We start from the raw sequence: 14,522 nt of genomic DNA, 5'->3' as shown, positions 1-14,522 counted from the left end.
CAATTGCCTTCAGATATAAAAAAACCCGGCAAAAGCCGGGTTTTTCAATGTACAAGAAGCTTATTTGATTTTCGCTTCTTTGTAGGCAACGTGCTTACGCACAACCGGATCGTACTTTTTGATTTCCATCTTTTCCGGCATGTTGCGCTTGTTTTTATCGGTGGTGTAGAAGTGACCAGTGCCAGCAGAGGAAACCAGCTTGATCTTCTCACGAATACCTTTTGCCATGGTTTACCCCTTAAATTTTCTCACCACGGGCACGCAGGTCAGCCACAACGGCGTCGATGCCCTTCTTGTCGATAATACGCATACCCTTGGTAGACAGGCGCAGCTTAACGAAACGGTTTTCGCTAGCTACCCAGAAACGGTGGGTGTGCAGGTTAGGCAGAAAACGGCGGCGGGTTTTGTTGTTGGCGTGGGAAACGTTGTTACCCACAACCGGACCCTTGCCGGTTACTTGGCATACTCGGGACATTGTCAATAATCTCCAAAAAAACATCAGCTCGAGCGATTATCACCTCGAGGCCGTCGCCTCAGGCGCAGAGAGGGCGCAATTTATACAGAAAAGGCCAACCAAGATCAAGCAGCTTCACACCCAGCCACGTTCGGCAAAGGAAATTACCTCACCGTCGCCCACCACCAGATGGTCCAGCATGCGCACATCTACCAGCCCCAAGGCCGCCGTCAATCGCTCGGTTAACTGGCGGTCTGTGCGGCTGGGCTCGGCGACACCTGAGGGGTGATTATGCACCAGAATCACCGCTGCCGCATTGGCAGCCAGTACCGCCTTCACCACTTCTCTGGGATACACTGCAGCAGCATCCAGGGTGCCATAGAAGAGCTTCAGTAACCGGATAACCCGGTGCTGGTTATCCAGTAGCAGTAGCGCGAAAATTTCCCGTGGTTCATCCCGAAATTCGCTAAGCAAGTACCGACGCACGTCAGCCGGGCATTGCAGCGCCCCCTGGCGCTCCAGCTTTTCGGCAAGAAAGCGTTTTGACAATTCCAGCACTGCTTGCAATTGCACAAATTTGGCCTGGCCCAGGCCCGGCGCCCGGCAGAAGTCCCTTTCACTGGCAGCGAGCAGGGTGCGCAAGCTACCAAAATGGCTGAGCAGTTCCCGTGCCAGGGTCACCGCGTCTTTGCCGGCGACGCCAACGCGCAGAAAAATCGCCAGTAGCTCGGCGTCCGTCAGCGCCTGGGCACCTCGCTGTAACAGCTTTTCTCGTGGCCGCTCACTGGCTGGCCAATCCCGTATTGCCATAGGCTCCTCCTTGAGCACGCTGACAGGGCCTCACTCAGATCCGGAAGCTACCCACCAACTGGCTCAGAGAGCCTTTCATGTTGTTCAGCTCTTTGCTGGTTTGCAGGTTCTGTTTGGCCCCGGCAGAGAGATTCTGAACAATCTCGGCAATGGTAGTCAGGTTCTGGTTAATTTCCTCAGACACCGCGTTTTGTTCTTCCGCGGCGCTGGCAATCTGCAGGTTCATTTCATTGATGGTTGCCACAGCAGTGGCCACCGCGGCCAGGGTGCTGACCACTTCATTGGCCTCGGCCACCGTCTGTTCACTGCGTTGCTGGCTGCTTTGCACCACCGCCACAGCTTTTTTCACAGAGTTTTGCAGGTTCTGTAGCATGGTGCTGATTTCCACCGTGCTTTGCTGAGTCCGGGCCGCCAGCCCGCGAACTTCATCAGCAACAACGGCAAAACCACGGCCCTGATCACCCGCCCGGGCCGCCTCAATGGCGGCATTGAGGGCCAGCAGGTTGGTCTGTTCAGCAATGGATGAAATCACTTCCACCACCTGGCTGATTTTGTCGGTGTCCTGATCCAGGTCGTTGATCACCCGGCCTGCTTCACCAACGTCATTGGCCAGGCTATCAATACTGGTAATGGCGCGCTGTACCACTTCCGTTGCTTGTTCGGACTGGCTGTCGGCATGGCGGGTAGCATCGGCGGCCTGGCCGGCACTACGGGCCACTTCCTGCGCGGTGGCATTCATTTCAGCCACCGCCGTGACCACCTGCTCGGTCTGCTGATGGTGACGCTGCATCTGCCGTTCATAATCACTGGCACCACCACTGATTTGCTCTACAGTGCTCGACAGACTTTCGGTAACCCCCGCCAGCTGTCGCATCGATTGCTGAATTTTCTCCACGAAGCGGTTAAAGGCTTTTGCCAAGCGCCCCAGTTCATCGTCGCGGTCAATCGGCAGGCGTCGGCTTAAATCACCGTCACCCTGGGAAATATCATCCAGTGTTGCCAGCAGGTTCTGGAGCGGGTTATTGATGGCACGGCTGAACCACAAGGCCGCCGTCACCATCACAATCACCACCAGCAGCGTGCCACCGAGCATGGTCAGGATGCGCTGGGTGTTTTTACGTTGCTGCTGGGCAGTGTAGGCCGCTACCTGTTTGTCGATATCATCAATGTAAAAGCCGGTACCCAGCACCCAGCCCCATTTTGGCAACACTTTGGCATAAGCCAACTTTGGCTCTTCTTTACCGGAAGAAGGTTTATCCCAGTAGTATTGTGAAAAGCCATCGCCTTGGGCGCTACGAACAATGCCCTGAATAACTTTGTTGCCCATTTTATCGGTGAGCGACCAGAAGTTTTTGCCTTCCAACTGGGGCTTGGCACCATGAACTATGGACAGGCCTTGTTCGTCATAAACGTAGAAATAACCATCATCTTGGTAACGCAATTGGCGCAGTACATCCTTGGCCTTGGTACGGGCTTCCGGGGTGTCTTGGCCATCGTAATAGGGGGCAATGGCCGTGGTGGCCAGGCGGATATAGCTCAGCAGCTGCGCTTTGTGCTCCGACATCATTTTCTGGCGCATATCCTTGACGTTGACCGTCAAGGCTTCGCTTTCCTGATGCCAGAGCATCAAGCTGGTCATGGCGGAAACCAGCAAAACTGGCACAACGGCCAGAATGAGGATCCGGGCACGAATGGACAAAGTTTTCATCACGCGTCCTTAGTAAATCATGATTGCTATTGGTGTATCGCCCACAACAAGGAAAAGCTTAAGCATAGACGGGGCTGGAAACGAAATATGCTATCTTAGCCACCCAGTTTTTGCTTCGGGGCCTCTATGAGTCTGACTGACAAACGTATCGTGCTTGGCATCAGTGGCGGCATTGCTGCTTATAAAAGCGCCGACCTGGTTCGCCGCCTCAAAGAGCGGGGAGCCGAGGTGCGGGTGGTCATGACCAACGCCGCCCGCGAGTTTATCACTCCATTGACCCTGCAGGCTGTATCGGCGAATCCGGTTAGCGACAGTTTGCTCGATCCGGCAGCAGAAGCGGCGATGGGCCATATTGAATTGGCCAAATGGGCCGATTTGGTACTGGTAGCGCCGGCCAGTGCCAGCTTGCTGGCACGGGTAGCCGCTGGCATGGCCGACGACTTGCTGACGACCCTGATCCTGGCCACTGACGCGCCCATTGCCCTGGCACCCGCCATGAACCAGCAGATGTATCGGGCACCCGCCACCACAGCCAATCTCGCCACCTTACAAAACCGTGGCTTTTTGCTGTGGGGGCCGGCTGCCGGTGAACAGGCCTGTGGTGATGTCGGCCCCGGGCGCATGCTCGAGCCCCTGGAGCTGGCTGCGCTGGCCGCGCAGCAGATCGGCCCCAAACCTTTGGCGGGCAAGACCCTGGTACTGACCGCCGGCCCTACCCGCGAGGCGCTGGATCCGGTGCGTTACCTGTCCAACCACAGCTCAGGGAAAATGGGCTTTGCCCTGGCCAGCGTGGCCCGGCAACTCGGCGCCGAGGTTACCCTGATCAGCGGCCCGGTCAGCCTTGCTACCCCGCCTGGGGTCAAGCGTATCGATGTGACCTCAGCCCAGCAGATGCATGACGCAGCGCTGAACGCAGCGGCCGCTTGTGACATTTTTATCGGCTGCGCAGCCGTTGCCGATTACCGGCCGGTGCTCAGCCATGGGCAAAAAATCAAAAAAGATGCCGAGCGACTCACCGTCGAAATGGTCAAAAACCCCGATATTATCAGCACCATCGCGCAGCTGGCGGCACGGCCAGCACTGGTTGTCGGCTTTGCCGCCGAAACCCAGGACGTGACCCGCTACGGCCGTGACAAGCTGGTGCGTAAAGGCCTGGACCTCATCGCTGCCAACGCCGTCGGGGAGGGCCTGGCCTTTGGCCAGGATGACAACCAGCTGACCCTGATCAGCGCCGATGGCGAACACGTACTGCCCAAAGCCAGTAAGACCGAACTGGCCAGACAAATGCTTACCCTGTTAGCCGACAAACTGAGTGCCACATCATGAAAACACCCATTCAGCTGAAAATTCTCGACCCCCGGGTCGGCACAGAATTCCCACTGCCAGCCTATGCCACCGACGGCTCTGCCGGTATGGATCTGCGCGCCATCATTGACGGGCCTATTGAGCTGGCGCCGGGCGACACCACCTTGCTGCCCACCGGGCTGGCCATTTACATTGCCGACCCGGGGCTATGTGCCACCATCTTGCCGCGCAGCGGCCTTGGCCATAAGCACGGCATTGTGCTTGGCAACCTGGTCGGGCTGATTGACTCTGACTATCAGGGGCAGTTGATGGTGTCGGTTTGGAACCGCGGCCAGGACAGCTTCACCATTAACCCCGGTGAACGCATTGCCCAGTTGGTTTTCCTCCCGGTGGTACAGGCGCGCTTTGATTTTGTTGAAGATTTTAACGCCACTGAACGCGGTGAAGGTGGCTTCGGCCATTCCGGCCGGCATTGATGGCAGCGCTTTTATCCCACCTGAACACGGGATAAACTAGAGCCATTTGAGGGGCCTGACCGGCCCCTCCTTCATGCCGCAGGGAAGTTGTACCATGGCCAACGCCAAGCTCAGCCGTCGCGAACAAATCCTCCAGTGCCTGGCCCAGATGCTGGAAACACAAGCCGGCCAGCGTATCACCACCGCCAAACTGGCAGCCCAAGTCGGCGTATCGGAAGCCGCGCTGTACCGCCATTTTCCATCCAAGGCACGGATGTTTGAAGGCCTGATCGACTTCATCGAAGAGTCACTGGGCTCACGCATTAATCTCATCTTGCGCGATGAAAAAGACACCCTGACCCGCCTGCATCACATGCTGCAGCTGTTGCTGACCTTTGCCGAGAAAAACCCCGGCCTTACCCGCATCATTAACGGTGATGCGCTGCAGGGCGAACAGGAGCGGTTACGCGAACGCATTGAACACCTGTTCAACAAACTGGAAACGCAGATCAAGCAGGTGTTACGGGAACGGCGGCTGCGTGAAGGCAAAGGCTTTACCGTTGACGACAGCGTGCTGGCCAACCTGTTGTTGGCCTTTGCCGAAGGTCGTATCAGCCAGTTCGTACGCTCTGGTTTCAAACATAAACCCACCGAAGGTTTTACTGCCCAATGGCAGCTGATTGAACAGCAGCTACTCTAAAGTTTTGGGGAATACGCCTTCGCCAACGCGAGGAAGTACCATGGAAGAGCAACAGCACTACACCGTCAAAACCCTTGCCGAGCCACTCTATCAAGGCAGCGGCTGGATCAAGTTCGTCGGCATCATGAGTATCATTGGCGGCGCGCTGCAGGCCATTAGCATTATCGGCATTCTCTGGGCCTGGTTGCCGATCTGGATGGGCATATTGCTGGTGCAGGCTACCGGTGCTCTGGAGCAAGCGTATCAGCGCAACGACTCTGAGCAGATGCTCACCGCCATGGGCAAGCTGAAAACCTACTTTTTAGTCACCGGCATCATGCTGCTGGTCAGTATTGTCGCCGTAGTGCTGTTTATAATTTTTGGTGGCATGGCCGCTCTGATGAGCGGCATGCACATGGGCAGATAATAAAAAAGCCGGCACGAGCCGGCTTTTTTATTGCCCTGTAGAACCTTTAGATGCCGTATTGCTGACGGTAAGCCGTTACTGCCTGCAAATCGGCCTGGCGTTCAGGCTGGCCTTGTAGGTATTGAATCAAATCCGCCAGGGTAATGATGCTGACTACCGGGCAGCCAAAGTCCCGCTCCACTTCCTGAATAGCTGACAGCTCGCCTTGGCCTTTTTCCTGGCGATCCAGGGCAATCAGCACCCCGGCAAGCGCCGCGCCCTGAGCCTGAATAATGTCCATGGACTCGCGGATCGCCGTGCCGGCGGTGATCACGTCGTCTACCAGCATGATGCGCCCCTTGAGCGGGCTACCGACCAGTGAGCCGCCTTCGCCGTGGTCTTTTTTCTCTTTCCGGTTAAAGCAGTAGGGGTAATCACGGCTATGATGGTCGGCCAGCGCCACGGCTGTGGTGGTGGCGATGGGAATACCCTTATAGGCCGGGCCAAACAGCACATCAAAGTCGATGTTCGCATCCATCAAGGCATCGGCGTAAAAGCGGCCTAACCGGGCCAGATCGCGGCCTGTATTAAAAAGCCCGGCATTGAAAAAATACGGGCTCTGGCGGCCAGACTTCAACGTGAACTGACCAAAGCGCAGCACCTGGCGTTCAATGGCAAAATCAATAAAGGCTTGTTGATAGGCTTTCATGGCGTTGTCCTAAAAAAACGGGGCCAAAGGCCCCGTAGCATTATTGCAGTGCGTCACGCTGGTGCGCAAAAAGTGTCGGCATGGCCTCGCGGGCCAGCGCTAACATGCTGTTAAGTTCATCAAAGTCAAAGGGTTGCGCCTCAGCGGTACCCTGCACTTCAATCAACCGACCATCTTCGGTCATAACAATGTTCATGTCCGTGTCGGCGCTGGAGTCTTCCTGGTAATCCAGGTCGCATACCGGCAAACCGTCCACAATACCCACCGACAGCGCCGCAACCATCTGCTTGAACGGGCTGGCTTTAAGTTTACCTTCGGCCACCATCCAGTTCAGGGCATCGACCAGCGCCACACAACCACCGGTAATGGCGGCGGTACGGGTGCCGCCGTCGGCCTGGATAACATCGCAATCAACCGTAATGGTGACATCGCCCAGCGCCGTTAAATCCACCGCAGCACGCAGGCTGCGGGCAATGAGCCGCTGAATTTCCATGGTGCGGCCAGACTGTTTACCCCGTGCCGCTTCGCGGTCATTACGGGTGTGGGTGGCCCGTGGCAGCATGCCGTATTCCGCCGTCACCCAACCCTGGCCCTTGCCTTTGAGCCAGCGCGGAGCGCCATCGACCACCGAAGCCGTGCACAACACCTTGGTGTTGCCAAAAGCCACCAGTACCGAACCTTCGGCGTGCTGGGTGTAATTGCGGGTAAGGGTAATTTGCCGGGGCTGCCCCGGGGCGCGGCCGCTATGTCGCATGGGCTGTCCTGATTGCGAAAAAGTGGCGCCATTATAGGGGAAGCGGGCAAACCGGGCCAAGGCGCGACAGCGCTAACTTCGGTATACTGGCAGCCATTGCATTAAGGAACACGCCATGACTTACAGCATGACCGCCTTTGCCCGCCACGACATGCGGGCCGACTGGGGCACCGCCGCCTGGGAGATCCGCTCTGTTAACCAGCGCTACCTGGAAACCTACCTGCGCCTGCCCGACGCCTTTCGAAGCCTTGACCCGGTACTACGGGAAAAACTGCGGGCCCGCTTAAACCGCGGCAAAGTCGAAGTGCAGTTACGCTTTGAAGCCGCCAACGCTGACGCCAGTACCCTGGCCTATAACAGCACCCTGGCGGACATGCTGCTCAGTCACGCCAGCACCCTGGCTGAGCGTGCTCATGGCGGCACCGTTAACACCGTCGATATTCTCCGCTGGCCGGGAGTCATGAACGCCCCGGAAGCCGACCTTGATGCCATCAGCGAAGCACTGCTGGCCGGTTTTGATCAGGCCATGGACGACTTCATTGCCGCCCGTGGCCGTGAAGGCGACACCCTCAAAGCACTGATCAGCACCCGCCTTGATGGCGTGCAGGCAGAAGTCGCGAAAGTACGCGAAAAAATGCCACAAGTGCTGGTTTGGCAACGCGAACGCCTGCAAAACCGTTTTGAAGAAGCCAAGGTAGAACTGGAACCGGGCCGCCTGGAGCAGGAAATGGTACTGCTGGCCAGCCGCGTTGACGTCGCTGAAGAGCTTGACCGCCTGGAATCCCATGTCAAAGAAACCCGCAAAATCCTCAACGGCAAAGGCGCCATTGGCCGCCGCCTGGATTTTATGATGCAGGAATTTAACCGCGAGGCGAACACCCTCGGCTCAAAATCCATCAGCACCGAGATCACCGCCAGCGCCGTCGAGCTGAAAGTGCTTATCGAGCAGATGCGTGAGCAGATCCAGAATATCGAATAATCTGTATTAGATAAGACGAGCGGGAGTTGTTGTTACGCCGCTAGCGCGCTCAGCGAGCCGCTCAAACCGCACCGTCTTTTTTCAAGCCCTGCACTGGCAGGGCTTTTTGCATTTCCCACAATAAACACTGGCTTGGCCGGCAACAGGTGATAGCTGGCACCGCCAAAACTTGCACCGGATCACAGCTTTGGCAACCGCCAGCAAGCCCTGCCCTATAGCTGACATAACAACTAAGCAGCGGAAACTAAAACAGAAATCCTAACCTGCCGGGCGTTTGGCAAGCAGCGGCGGGCTGCTTTTCAGGGTTTTCTTTCCAGCGCCCCCGTGCCAAGGTAGCGAGATCTTCATAACTTGATGATTTAAAAGACTTTTTATTTCACCGTTATGAAACATATTGCGCGCGAAGTTGTTTCAATTTCGCAACCTTTGGGCACCAATAGTTGAACCCTTATGTTTGATAAAAAGACCAAACAGCTGGGTAATGTCGCCGTCATTACCTTCTGGGGCCAGTTCGCCTCTTATACCTTCAATGCCATTCTGATCATTTTCCTGACCATGCCGCTGGTCAAATCCGGGCTGGGGCTGAGTGAGCACGATGCTTACCTGCTGTACGGCGTTATTCAGGCCATGGGCTACATTCTGCCTGTGGCGGGAGGTTACCTGGCGGATGAAGTGCTGGGGCTGCGCCGTTCGATTTTGTTTGGCTCCTTTTTGCTGGCGATTTCCTTTCTGTTACTGGTTACCGCCACCCATCTGGCCAAAGGCCATGTGCATACCGCCTTTTTGCTGACGTATCCGCTCATCCCCATTACCAACAGCCTGCTGATGGGTACGGCCTCGGCGATGATTGGCCGCATCTATATGCATGACGACCAAAAAGCCAAGCGCGGCATGACGGTGTACTACATCACCATTAACCTGGGGTCGATGCTGGGTATTGCTATCGCGCCGATGCTGATCAACAGCAGCTACGGGCCGCTGGGGGTATTCCTGCTGGCCTTTATGGGCAAGTTCCTGGCTTGGCTAAACTTCAGCCTGCGCCGCAAGCTGTATGACGATGTGCTGTTTGGTAAAGACACCGAACGCATGACCAGCCGCAAGTGGAGCACCCTGCTTGCCTATATCGCGGTGGCTTATGCGGTGGTGGTGTTCCTGTTTGATCACCCGCAGATGTCGGTATTTATCATTGCCGCCGGTATCTTGTTTGCCATCGCCCTGTTTGCCAACAAGACCATGAAACTGACCGGGGTGATTCGCCAGAAGCAGCTGCTGTCACTGTATCTGCTGGTGATCGGTTTTGTGTTCTTCGTGCTTTATAACCAGATGAACACCAGCATGATCCTGTTCACCAAGAACAACTCCGATCTGACCCTGCTGGGCTTTAAGCTGTATCCGTCGTCATTCCAGCTGGTGAACCCCATTGCCATCGTGGTCATTGGCAGTTTCATCACCAAGCTCTATCAGCGTTTTCCGCGTTTCAATATTCCCTACCAGTTTGCTACCGGCATCATCATTGGCGGTATTGGCATCAGCATTTTGTATCTGGCCGGGCTGCATGCTCAAAATGGCCTGGTTTCCGGCAATTATGTGGCCACAGCCTATCTGGTGCTGACCGTGGCGGAGCTGTTTGTCAGTGCCATTGGCCTGAGCATGATCTCGCTGTATTGCGATATGAAGATGATGGCTTTTGCCATGGGGGTCTGGTTCTTGACTACCTCGTTGTCAAACCTGGCTTCAGGGGAGCTCAGTGAACTGGTGGCCCTGCCCAAGCACCATGCTTCTGCGGTTCATACACTGCCCATCTATACCCACTATTACTTTTATCTGGGCCTGACCTCTGTTGTGATTGGCCTGGTCTTTATGGTGATTTCACGCTGGTTCAATCAACGCTACCAGCAACGAGGCATCGTTTTGCCCTGACGCCATATAAACGAAACATTGTGTTGCCTTGCAAGTTGTTAGCAGCAAGGTAATCTGACAACACAATTATTGGCGTAATCAATTAAAAGCCCGGCTAAACCTCGTTTTGCCGGGCTTGTCTGGCTTATGGCGGGGTTGCTTTTAACCCCAATCAGGTGGAGTAAGATGAAAAATATCGCCGCACCCAGGGCGGGAACGCTGGCCTGCCTGTCACTGGCCATACTGCTAAGTGGCTGCAGTGCGCCGCAACGCCCCACGCCCAGCCTGCACATTGCCAACAGCGCGCCACTGGCGGGGTTACCCGGCAACCGGCCAGGCTGGCCAAAGGCCGCCTGGTGGCAGCAGTTTGCTGACCCGCAATTAAATCAGCTGATGCAGCAGGCCATGGCCGGCTCACCAACCCTGACCGTAGCCCAGGCCCGTTATCAGCAAGCGACCCTGGCGGTGCGCCGCCAGCAGGCACAAACCCAACCACAACTCAAAGGCACCGCAAACCTTGGCGCCGGTTACAGTGATTACCAGTTCGGCGCCATCAAGCACCACAGCGGCACCTTGGCCGGCTCAGCCTTGTTGAATTTCAGCTGGGATCTGGACTTGTGGGGGAAAAAGGCCGCCGCCATTGCCCAGGCTGTCGACAGTGCCCATGCCCAGCAGGCCAGTAAAGCCGTGGCTCGCTCAGCGCTGCAATATCAGTTGGCAACCTTGTACTTTCAATGGCAGGCTGCCGCCGCCCGCCAGCAGGTGCTGACGGGCAGCCTCAATACCGCCAACGAGTACCTGCGAGTCGTGAATGCCCGCATCGATGCCGGTGTTGAAGACGACAACAGCCGCGATAAAGCTACGGCGCAGCTGGCACAGCTACGCCAGCAACAGGCCATGCTGGCCGGCCAGCTGCGCATTGTACATGCCCAGATAGCCGCCCTGATTGGCATCAGTGACGGCCAGCTGCCGGCGTTCAAGATGGTGGCGCTGCCGACCCCGCAAGGAGCCTTACCGGCCAATGCCAAGCTGGGGTTGATGGCCCGGCGCCCGGATATTGTCGCTGCCCGTTGGCAAATCAGCGCCGCCAGCCAGGGTATTAAACAGGCCCAGGCCGCCTATTACCCTGACATCAGCCTGTCTGGCCTGGCAGCCTTCTTGAAGATGTTCCCGGCGCTCGGCTCACAGAGTACTGACCGGGCCGCGCTGGCCAATATCGGTCCGTCAGTCAGCTTGCCGCTGTTTGAGGGGGACCGCCTGGACGCCGCTTTTGCAGCCAGTACTGCCAAGCTCAACACGGCCATCGCCCACTACAACCAGACCGTGGTGCAAGCCGCCGGCCAGGTAGCCAACGCCGTGTTGACCCTGCAACAGCTCACCCAGGCCGCCACGGCCCAGCAAAGCCAATATCAGGCGGCTCAGCGTCAGTATCAGCGGGCACAGTTGCGGGTACAGCAAGGGGTCGATGACCCTCGCCAGGCACTGGCAGCCAGGCTGCAACTGAACCAACAACGCGACAACCGGCTACAACTGCAAGCACAACGCCTCAATGCTCAACTGCAACTGATCCAACAACTCGGTGGTGGCTACCAGGCTCCCCAGCAAAGCTCCCGCCCGTCAGCACTTAAGGACGCACCATGACCGCGCAGCAACAACATTCGGACTCCCAGGCCGCTGACGCGCCACAGAACAAAGGCAAACGGCGCCGGGTTCTGGCCATTATCGCTGTGGTTTTTCTGCTGATCGGTGCCGCCTGGCTGGCCTATGACCGGCTGGTGCTGGCCTATCAGGCCGAAACCGATGACGCCTATGTAACAGGGAATCAGATCAGCGTTTCGTCACGTACCCATGGCACGGTACTGGCCGTTTACACCGACGACACCGAGCAGGTGAAAAAGGGGCAGCTGTTGGTCAAGCTCGACCCGGTTGACAGCCAGGTGGCGCTGGACAAAGCTCGGGCCGGTTTGGCGCAGGCTGTGCGTCAGGCCCAGGCGCAGGTAGCCCAGGCGAAACAGGCCGATGCGGCGGTAGCACAGCGCCGGGCGGCTTATGAACGCGCCAAAGCCGACTTTGCTCGCCGCCAGCCACTACTGGCGGCCAAAGCGGCGGCCAGGGAAAATGTCGACACTGCCCGGCGCCAGATGGAAGCCGCCAAAGCCGCCTTTGCAGAAGCCAAGGCCCATGCCAAAGCCGCTCATGTCGCGGTAGACGGCATGACCATTGCCCAGTTCCCGGCGGTACAACAGGCCCGGGCAGCCTTTATCAACGCTTGGGTCAGCCAACAGCGGCTGGCCATTGTGGCGCCCGTCAGCGGCTATGTGGCGAAACGGCGGGTACAGGTAGGCCAGCACATCCAGGCCGGGCAAAGCCTGCTGACCATAGTACCGCTGCAACACACCTGGATTGATGCCAACTTCAAGGAAACCGACATTGCGCATCTTCGCGTCGGGCAGCCGGTGGCCATCCAGGTAGATGCTCACCCTGACATGACCTACCACGGCACGGTACAAGGCCTGGCCGCCGGTACCGGCAGTGTGTTCTCACTGTTGCCGGCAGAAAATGCCACCGGCAACTGGATCAAAGTGATCCAGCGTTTGCCGGTGCGTATTGCCATTGCTGCCAAGGAGTTGCAGCAAAAGCCGCTGCAATTAGGGCTGTCTACTACTGTCACCGTTGATACCCATGACCGCAGTGGTGTGGCCCTGGCGCAGCAGCCGGAACATGATGCCGGTATGAGCACCAATATCTACGACGGCCAGCTCAGCGCGGCTGAAGCAGCAGCAGACAAGATCATCAGCGCCAACCTGGTGAGCAATGACTAAATTGTTCAACCGCCAGCTCAGCGGCCAGCCGCTGAGCGGCGCACCGCTGATCGCGCTGACAGCAGGGGTGGCCCTGGCCACCTTCATGGAGGTGTTAGACATTTCCATCGTCAACGTGTCGGTGCACACCATCGCCGGTAACGTGGGCGTCAGTGCCTCGGAAGGCACCATGGCCATCAGTGCCTATTCGCTGGCCAGCGCCATCATGCAGCCGCTGACCGGCTGGGTCTCCCGGCGTTTTGGTGAGGTGCAGACCTTCGCCTGGTCAGTGGGCCTGTTCGTGCTGTTTTCGTTCCTGTGCGGGTTGTCGCGCAGCATGGATATGCTGATTTTTTTCCGGCTGCTGCAAGGAGCTGTGTCTGGGCCCATGGTGCCGTTGTCGCAGACCCTGCTGCTAAACAACTACCCGCCAGAGCGGCGGCCTATCGCCCTGGCCATGTGGGTGATGATGGTGGTCATCGCGCCGGTATTTGGGCCCATTCTCGGCGGCTGGATCACCGACAACATCTCCTGGCCGTGGATTTTTTACATCAATGTGCCAGTGGGCATTTTCGCGCTGCTCATTACCTTCACACTGCTGCGCCAGCGGGAAACCAAAACCGAGCACAAACCCATTGATGCCATCGGCCTGATGCTGCTTACCGTCGGTGTCGGCTCACTACAGTTCATGCTCGATAACGGTAACGACAAGGACTGGTTCTCGTCGCCGCTGATCATCACCCTGGCGATACTGGCGGTGGTCTGTATAACTTTTCTGATTGCCTGGGAACTGATGCACGACAACCCGGTTGTCGACCTCAGCCTGCTCAAGCAGCGCAACTTTCTGGTTGGCGTGATTTGTCTGTCACTGGGGATGTTTGCCTTTTTTGGTGGCACTGTGGTGTTGCCCACCTGGCTACAAACCACCATGGGTTATACCGCCACCTGGGCGGGATTTGCGGTGGCTCCGGTGGGCTTTGCAGCGATTTTTATGTCACCGCTCATCGGCGCCAACCAACACAAGTTTGACCTGCGGGTGCTCAATACCCTGGGATTCGGCATTTTTGCCATTTCGTCGTTCTGGATGGCGACCAGCAGCACCACCATGAACTTCATGCACGTAGCAGAACCACGGTTGATCATGGGCTTTGGTATTGCCATGTTTTTTGTGCCGGTTAACCAGATCATTCTCTCCGGCCTGGCGGATGACCGCATTGCCTCGGCTTCCGGGCTATCCAACTTTTTCCGAACCCTGGCCGGGTCAGTCGCAACGGCGGTGACCACCACCTTGTATGAGCATCGCAGCACCTTTCACCATGCCCGCCTGGCAGAACACGTGCAGCCTGGCGCCGTCGCCACAGAACAGGCGTTACAGGGCATGCAGCAGGTAGGCCTGACGGGCAAACCGGCACTGGCCGCCATCAACCAGAGCGTCAACCTGCAGGCCCAGACCCTGGCGCTCAATGACATTTTCTGGCTGTTCGGGCTGATATTCCTGGCCATCACCGTGGTGATCTGGTTTGCCCGGCCACCCTTTTCCTCCGGGGGGCCAGGCCACTGAGG

General features: G+C 57.3%; 15 protein-coding genes. 9 read left to right on the top strand and 6 right to left on the bottom strand.

The annotated features are described in order from the left end of the window. Positions 1–60 precede the first annotated feature (60 nt). The 4 genes from rpmG to WDB70_RS00400 form a co-directional block, all read right to left on the bottom strand. On the bottom strand, positions 61–228 hold the full coding sequence (gene rpmG, locus WDB70_RS00415; protein ID WP_115717000.1) for a 50S ribosomal protein L33: 168 nt from the start codon (positions 226–228) through the stop codon (positions 61–63). Positions 229–238: 10 nt separating this feature from the next. Continuing rightward, a complete protein-coding gene (gene rpmB / locus WDB70_RS00410; protein ID WP_406665515.1) occupies positions 239–475 on the bottom strand; it encodes a 50S ribosomal protein L28 in 237 nt (78 codons plus the stop codon). 114 nt (positions 476–589) lie between these two features. Continuing rightward, on the bottom strand, positions 590–1,264 hold the full coding sequence (gene radC, locus WDB70_RS00405) for a DNA repair protein RadC (RefSeq protein ID WP_406665513.1): 675 nt from the start codon (positions 1,262–1,264) through the stop codon (positions 590–592). 34 nt (positions 1,265–1,298) lie between these two features. After that, positions 1,299–2,972, bottom strand: a complete 1,674-nt coding sequence (locus tag WDB70_RS00400) for a methyl-accepting chemotaxis protein (protein ID WP_406665511.1) — start codon at positions 2,970–2,972, stop codon at positions 1,299–1,301. A 126-nt stretch (positions 2,973–3,098) separates the two neighbouring features. Between WDB70_RS00400 and coaBC the strand changes: the two genes are divergently transcribed. The 4 genes from coaBC to WDB70_RS00380 all read left to right on the top strand — a co-directional run bounded on the left by coaBC (position 3,099) and on the right by WDB70_RS00380 (position 5,838). Continuing rightward, positions 3,099–4,298, top strand: a complete 1,200-nt coding sequence (coaBC, locus tag WDB70_RS00395) for a bifunctional phosphopantothenoylcysteine decarboxylase/phosphopantothenate--cysteine ligase CoaBC (RefSeq protein ID WP_406665509.1) — start codon at positions 3,099–3,101, stop codon at positions 4,296–4,298. Next, a complete protein-coding gene (gene dut / locus WDB70_RS00390; RefSeq protein WP_406665507.1) occupies positions 4,295–4,753 on the top strand; it encodes a dUTP diphosphatase in 459 nt (152 codons plus the stop codon). The genes coaBC and dut overlap by 4 nt, the downstream gene beginning before the upstream one ends. 94 nt (positions 4,754–4,847) lie before the next feature. Then, entirely contained in the window at positions 4,848–5,432 is a 585-nt protein-coding gene (gene slmA / locus WDB70_RS00385; protein ID WP_406665505.1) for a nucleoid occlusion factor SlmA, read from the top strand. Positions 5,433–5,472: 40 nt separating this feature from the next. Further along, the gene (locus WDB70_RS00380; protein WP_406665504.1) at positions 5,473–5,838 is read left to right on the top strand and encodes a DUF5362 domain-containing protein; all 366 of its coding nucleotides are present in this window, start codon (positions 5,473–5,475) and stop codon (positions 5,836–5,838) included. A 46-nt stretch (positions 5,839–5,884) separates the two neighbouring features. Here WDB70_RS00380 and pyrE read toward each other — a convergent pair whose 3' ends face one another. Both pyrE and rph read right to left on the bottom strand, forming a co-directional pair. Beyond that, a complete protein-coding gene (gene pyrE / locus WDB70_RS00375) occupies positions 5,885–6,526 on the bottom strand; it encodes an orotate phosphoribosyltransferase (protein ID WP_406665502.1) in 642 nt (213 codons plus the stop codon). Positions 6,527–6,566: 40 nt separating this feature from the next. Beyond that, a complete protein-coding gene (rph, locus tag WDB70_RS00370) occupies positions 6,567–7,280 on the bottom strand; it encodes a ribonuclease PH (protein WP_406665500.1) in 714 nt (237 codons plus the stop codon). 115 nt (positions 7,281–7,395) lie between these two features. Between rph and WDB70_RS00365 the strand changes: the two genes are divergently transcribed. The 5 genes from WDB70_RS00365 (at position 7,396) to WDB70_RS00345 (ending at position 14,520) form a co-directional block, all read left to right on the top strand. Then, positions 7,396–8,259 carry a YicC/YloC family endoribonuclease gene (locus WDB70_RS00365; protein ID WP_406665498.1) on the top strand — a complete coding sequence of 288 codons (864 nt, stop codon included), beginning with the start codon at positions 7,396–7,398 and terminating at the stop codon, positions 8,257–8,259. 450 nt (positions 8,260–8,709) lie between these two features. After that, on the top strand, positions 8,710–10,179 hold the full coding sequence (locus WDB70_RS00360) for a peptide MFS transporter (protein ID WP_406665496.1): 1,470 nt from the start codon (positions 8,710–8,712) through the stop codon (positions 10,177–10,179). 165 nt (positions 10,180–10,344) lie between these two features. Further along, a complete protein-coding gene (locus WDB70_RS00355; RefSeq protein ID WP_406665494.1) occupies positions 10,345–11,799 on the top strand; it encodes an efflux transporter outer membrane subunit in 1,455 nt (484 codons plus the stop codon). Next, a complete protein-coding gene (locus WDB70_RS00350; protein ID WP_406665492.1) occupies positions 11,796–12,980 on the top strand; it encodes an efflux RND transporter periplasmic adaptor subunit in 1,185 nt (394 codons plus the stop codon). The genes WDB70_RS00355 and WDB70_RS00350 overlap by 4 nt, the downstream gene beginning before the upstream one ends. Then, a complete protein-coding gene (locus WDB70_RS00345; protein WP_406665490.1) occupies positions 12,973–14,520 on the top strand; it encodes a DHA2 family efflux MFS transporter permease subunit in 1,548 nt (515 codons plus the stop codon). Before WDB70_RS00350 ends, WDB70_RS00345 begins: the two co-directional genes overlap by 8 nt. Positions 14,521–14,522: the final 2 nt, after the last annotated feature.

It is taken from the genome of Gallaecimonas aegicerasi, from assembly GCF_045291545.1.
Classification (GTDB): Bacteria; Pseudomonadota; Gammaproteobacteria; order Enterobacterales; family Gallaecimonadaceae; genus Gallaecimonas.
This window is presented reverse-complemented; position numbering and strand designations above follow the sequence as displayed.

Coding starts and splice junctions, on each gene's coding strand:
- rpmG (WP_115717000.1), bottom strand. CDS start 228: ATGGCAAAAGGTATTCGTGAGAAGATCAAGCTGGTTTCCTCTGCTGGC.
- rpmB (WP_406665515.1), bottom strand. CDS start 475: ATGTCCCGAGTATGCCAAGTAACCGGCAAGGGTCCGGTTGTGGGTAAC.
- radC (WP_406665513.1), bottom strand. CDS start 1,264: ATGGCAATACGGGATTGGCCAGCCAGTGAGCGGCCACGAGAAAAGCTG.
- WDB70_RS00400 (WP_406665511.1), bottom strand. CDS start 2,972: ATGAAAACTTTGTCCATTCGTGCCCGGATCCTCATTCTGGCCGTTGTG.
- coaBC (WP_406665509.1), top strand. CDS start 3,099: ATGAGTCTGACTGACAAACGTATCGTGCTTGGCATCAGTGGCGGCATT.
- dut (WP_406665507.1), top strand. CDS start 4,295: ATGAAAACACCCATTCAGCTGAAAATTCTCGACCCCCGGGTCGGCACA.
- slmA (WP_406665505.1), top strand. CDS start 4,848: ATGGCCAACGCCAAGCTCAGCCGTCGCGAACAAATCCTCCAGTGCCTG.
- WDB70_RS00380 (WP_406665504.1), top strand. CDS start 5,473: ATGGAAGAGCAACAGCACTACACCGTCAAAACCCTTGCCGAGCCACTC.
- pyrE (WP_406665502.1), bottom strand. CDS start 6,526: ATGAAAGCCTATCAACAAGCCTTTATTGATTTTGCCATTGAACGCCAG.
- rph (WP_406665500.1), bottom strand. CDS start 7,280: ATGCGACATAGCGGCCGCGCCCCGGGGCAGCCCCGGCAAATTACCCTT.
- WDB70_RS00365 (WP_406665498.1), top strand. CDS start 7,396: ATGACTTACAGCATGACCGCCTTTGCCCGCCACGACATGCGGGCCGAC.
- WDB70_RS00360 (WP_406665496.1), top strand. CDS start 8,710: ATGTTTGATAAAAAGACCAAACAGCTGGGTAATGTCGCCGTCATTACC.
- WDB70_RS00355 (WP_406665494.1), top strand. CDS start 10,345: ATGAAAAATATCGCCGCACCCAGGGCGGGAACGCTGGCCTGCCTGTCA.
- WDB70_RS00350 (WP_406665492.1), top strand. CDS start 11,796: ATGACCGCGCAGCAACAACATTCGGACTCCCAGGCCGCTGACGCGCCA.
- WDB70_RS00345 (WP_406665490.1), top strand. CDS start 12,973: ATGACTAAATTGTTCAACCGCCAGCTCAGCGGCCAGCCGCTGAGCGGC.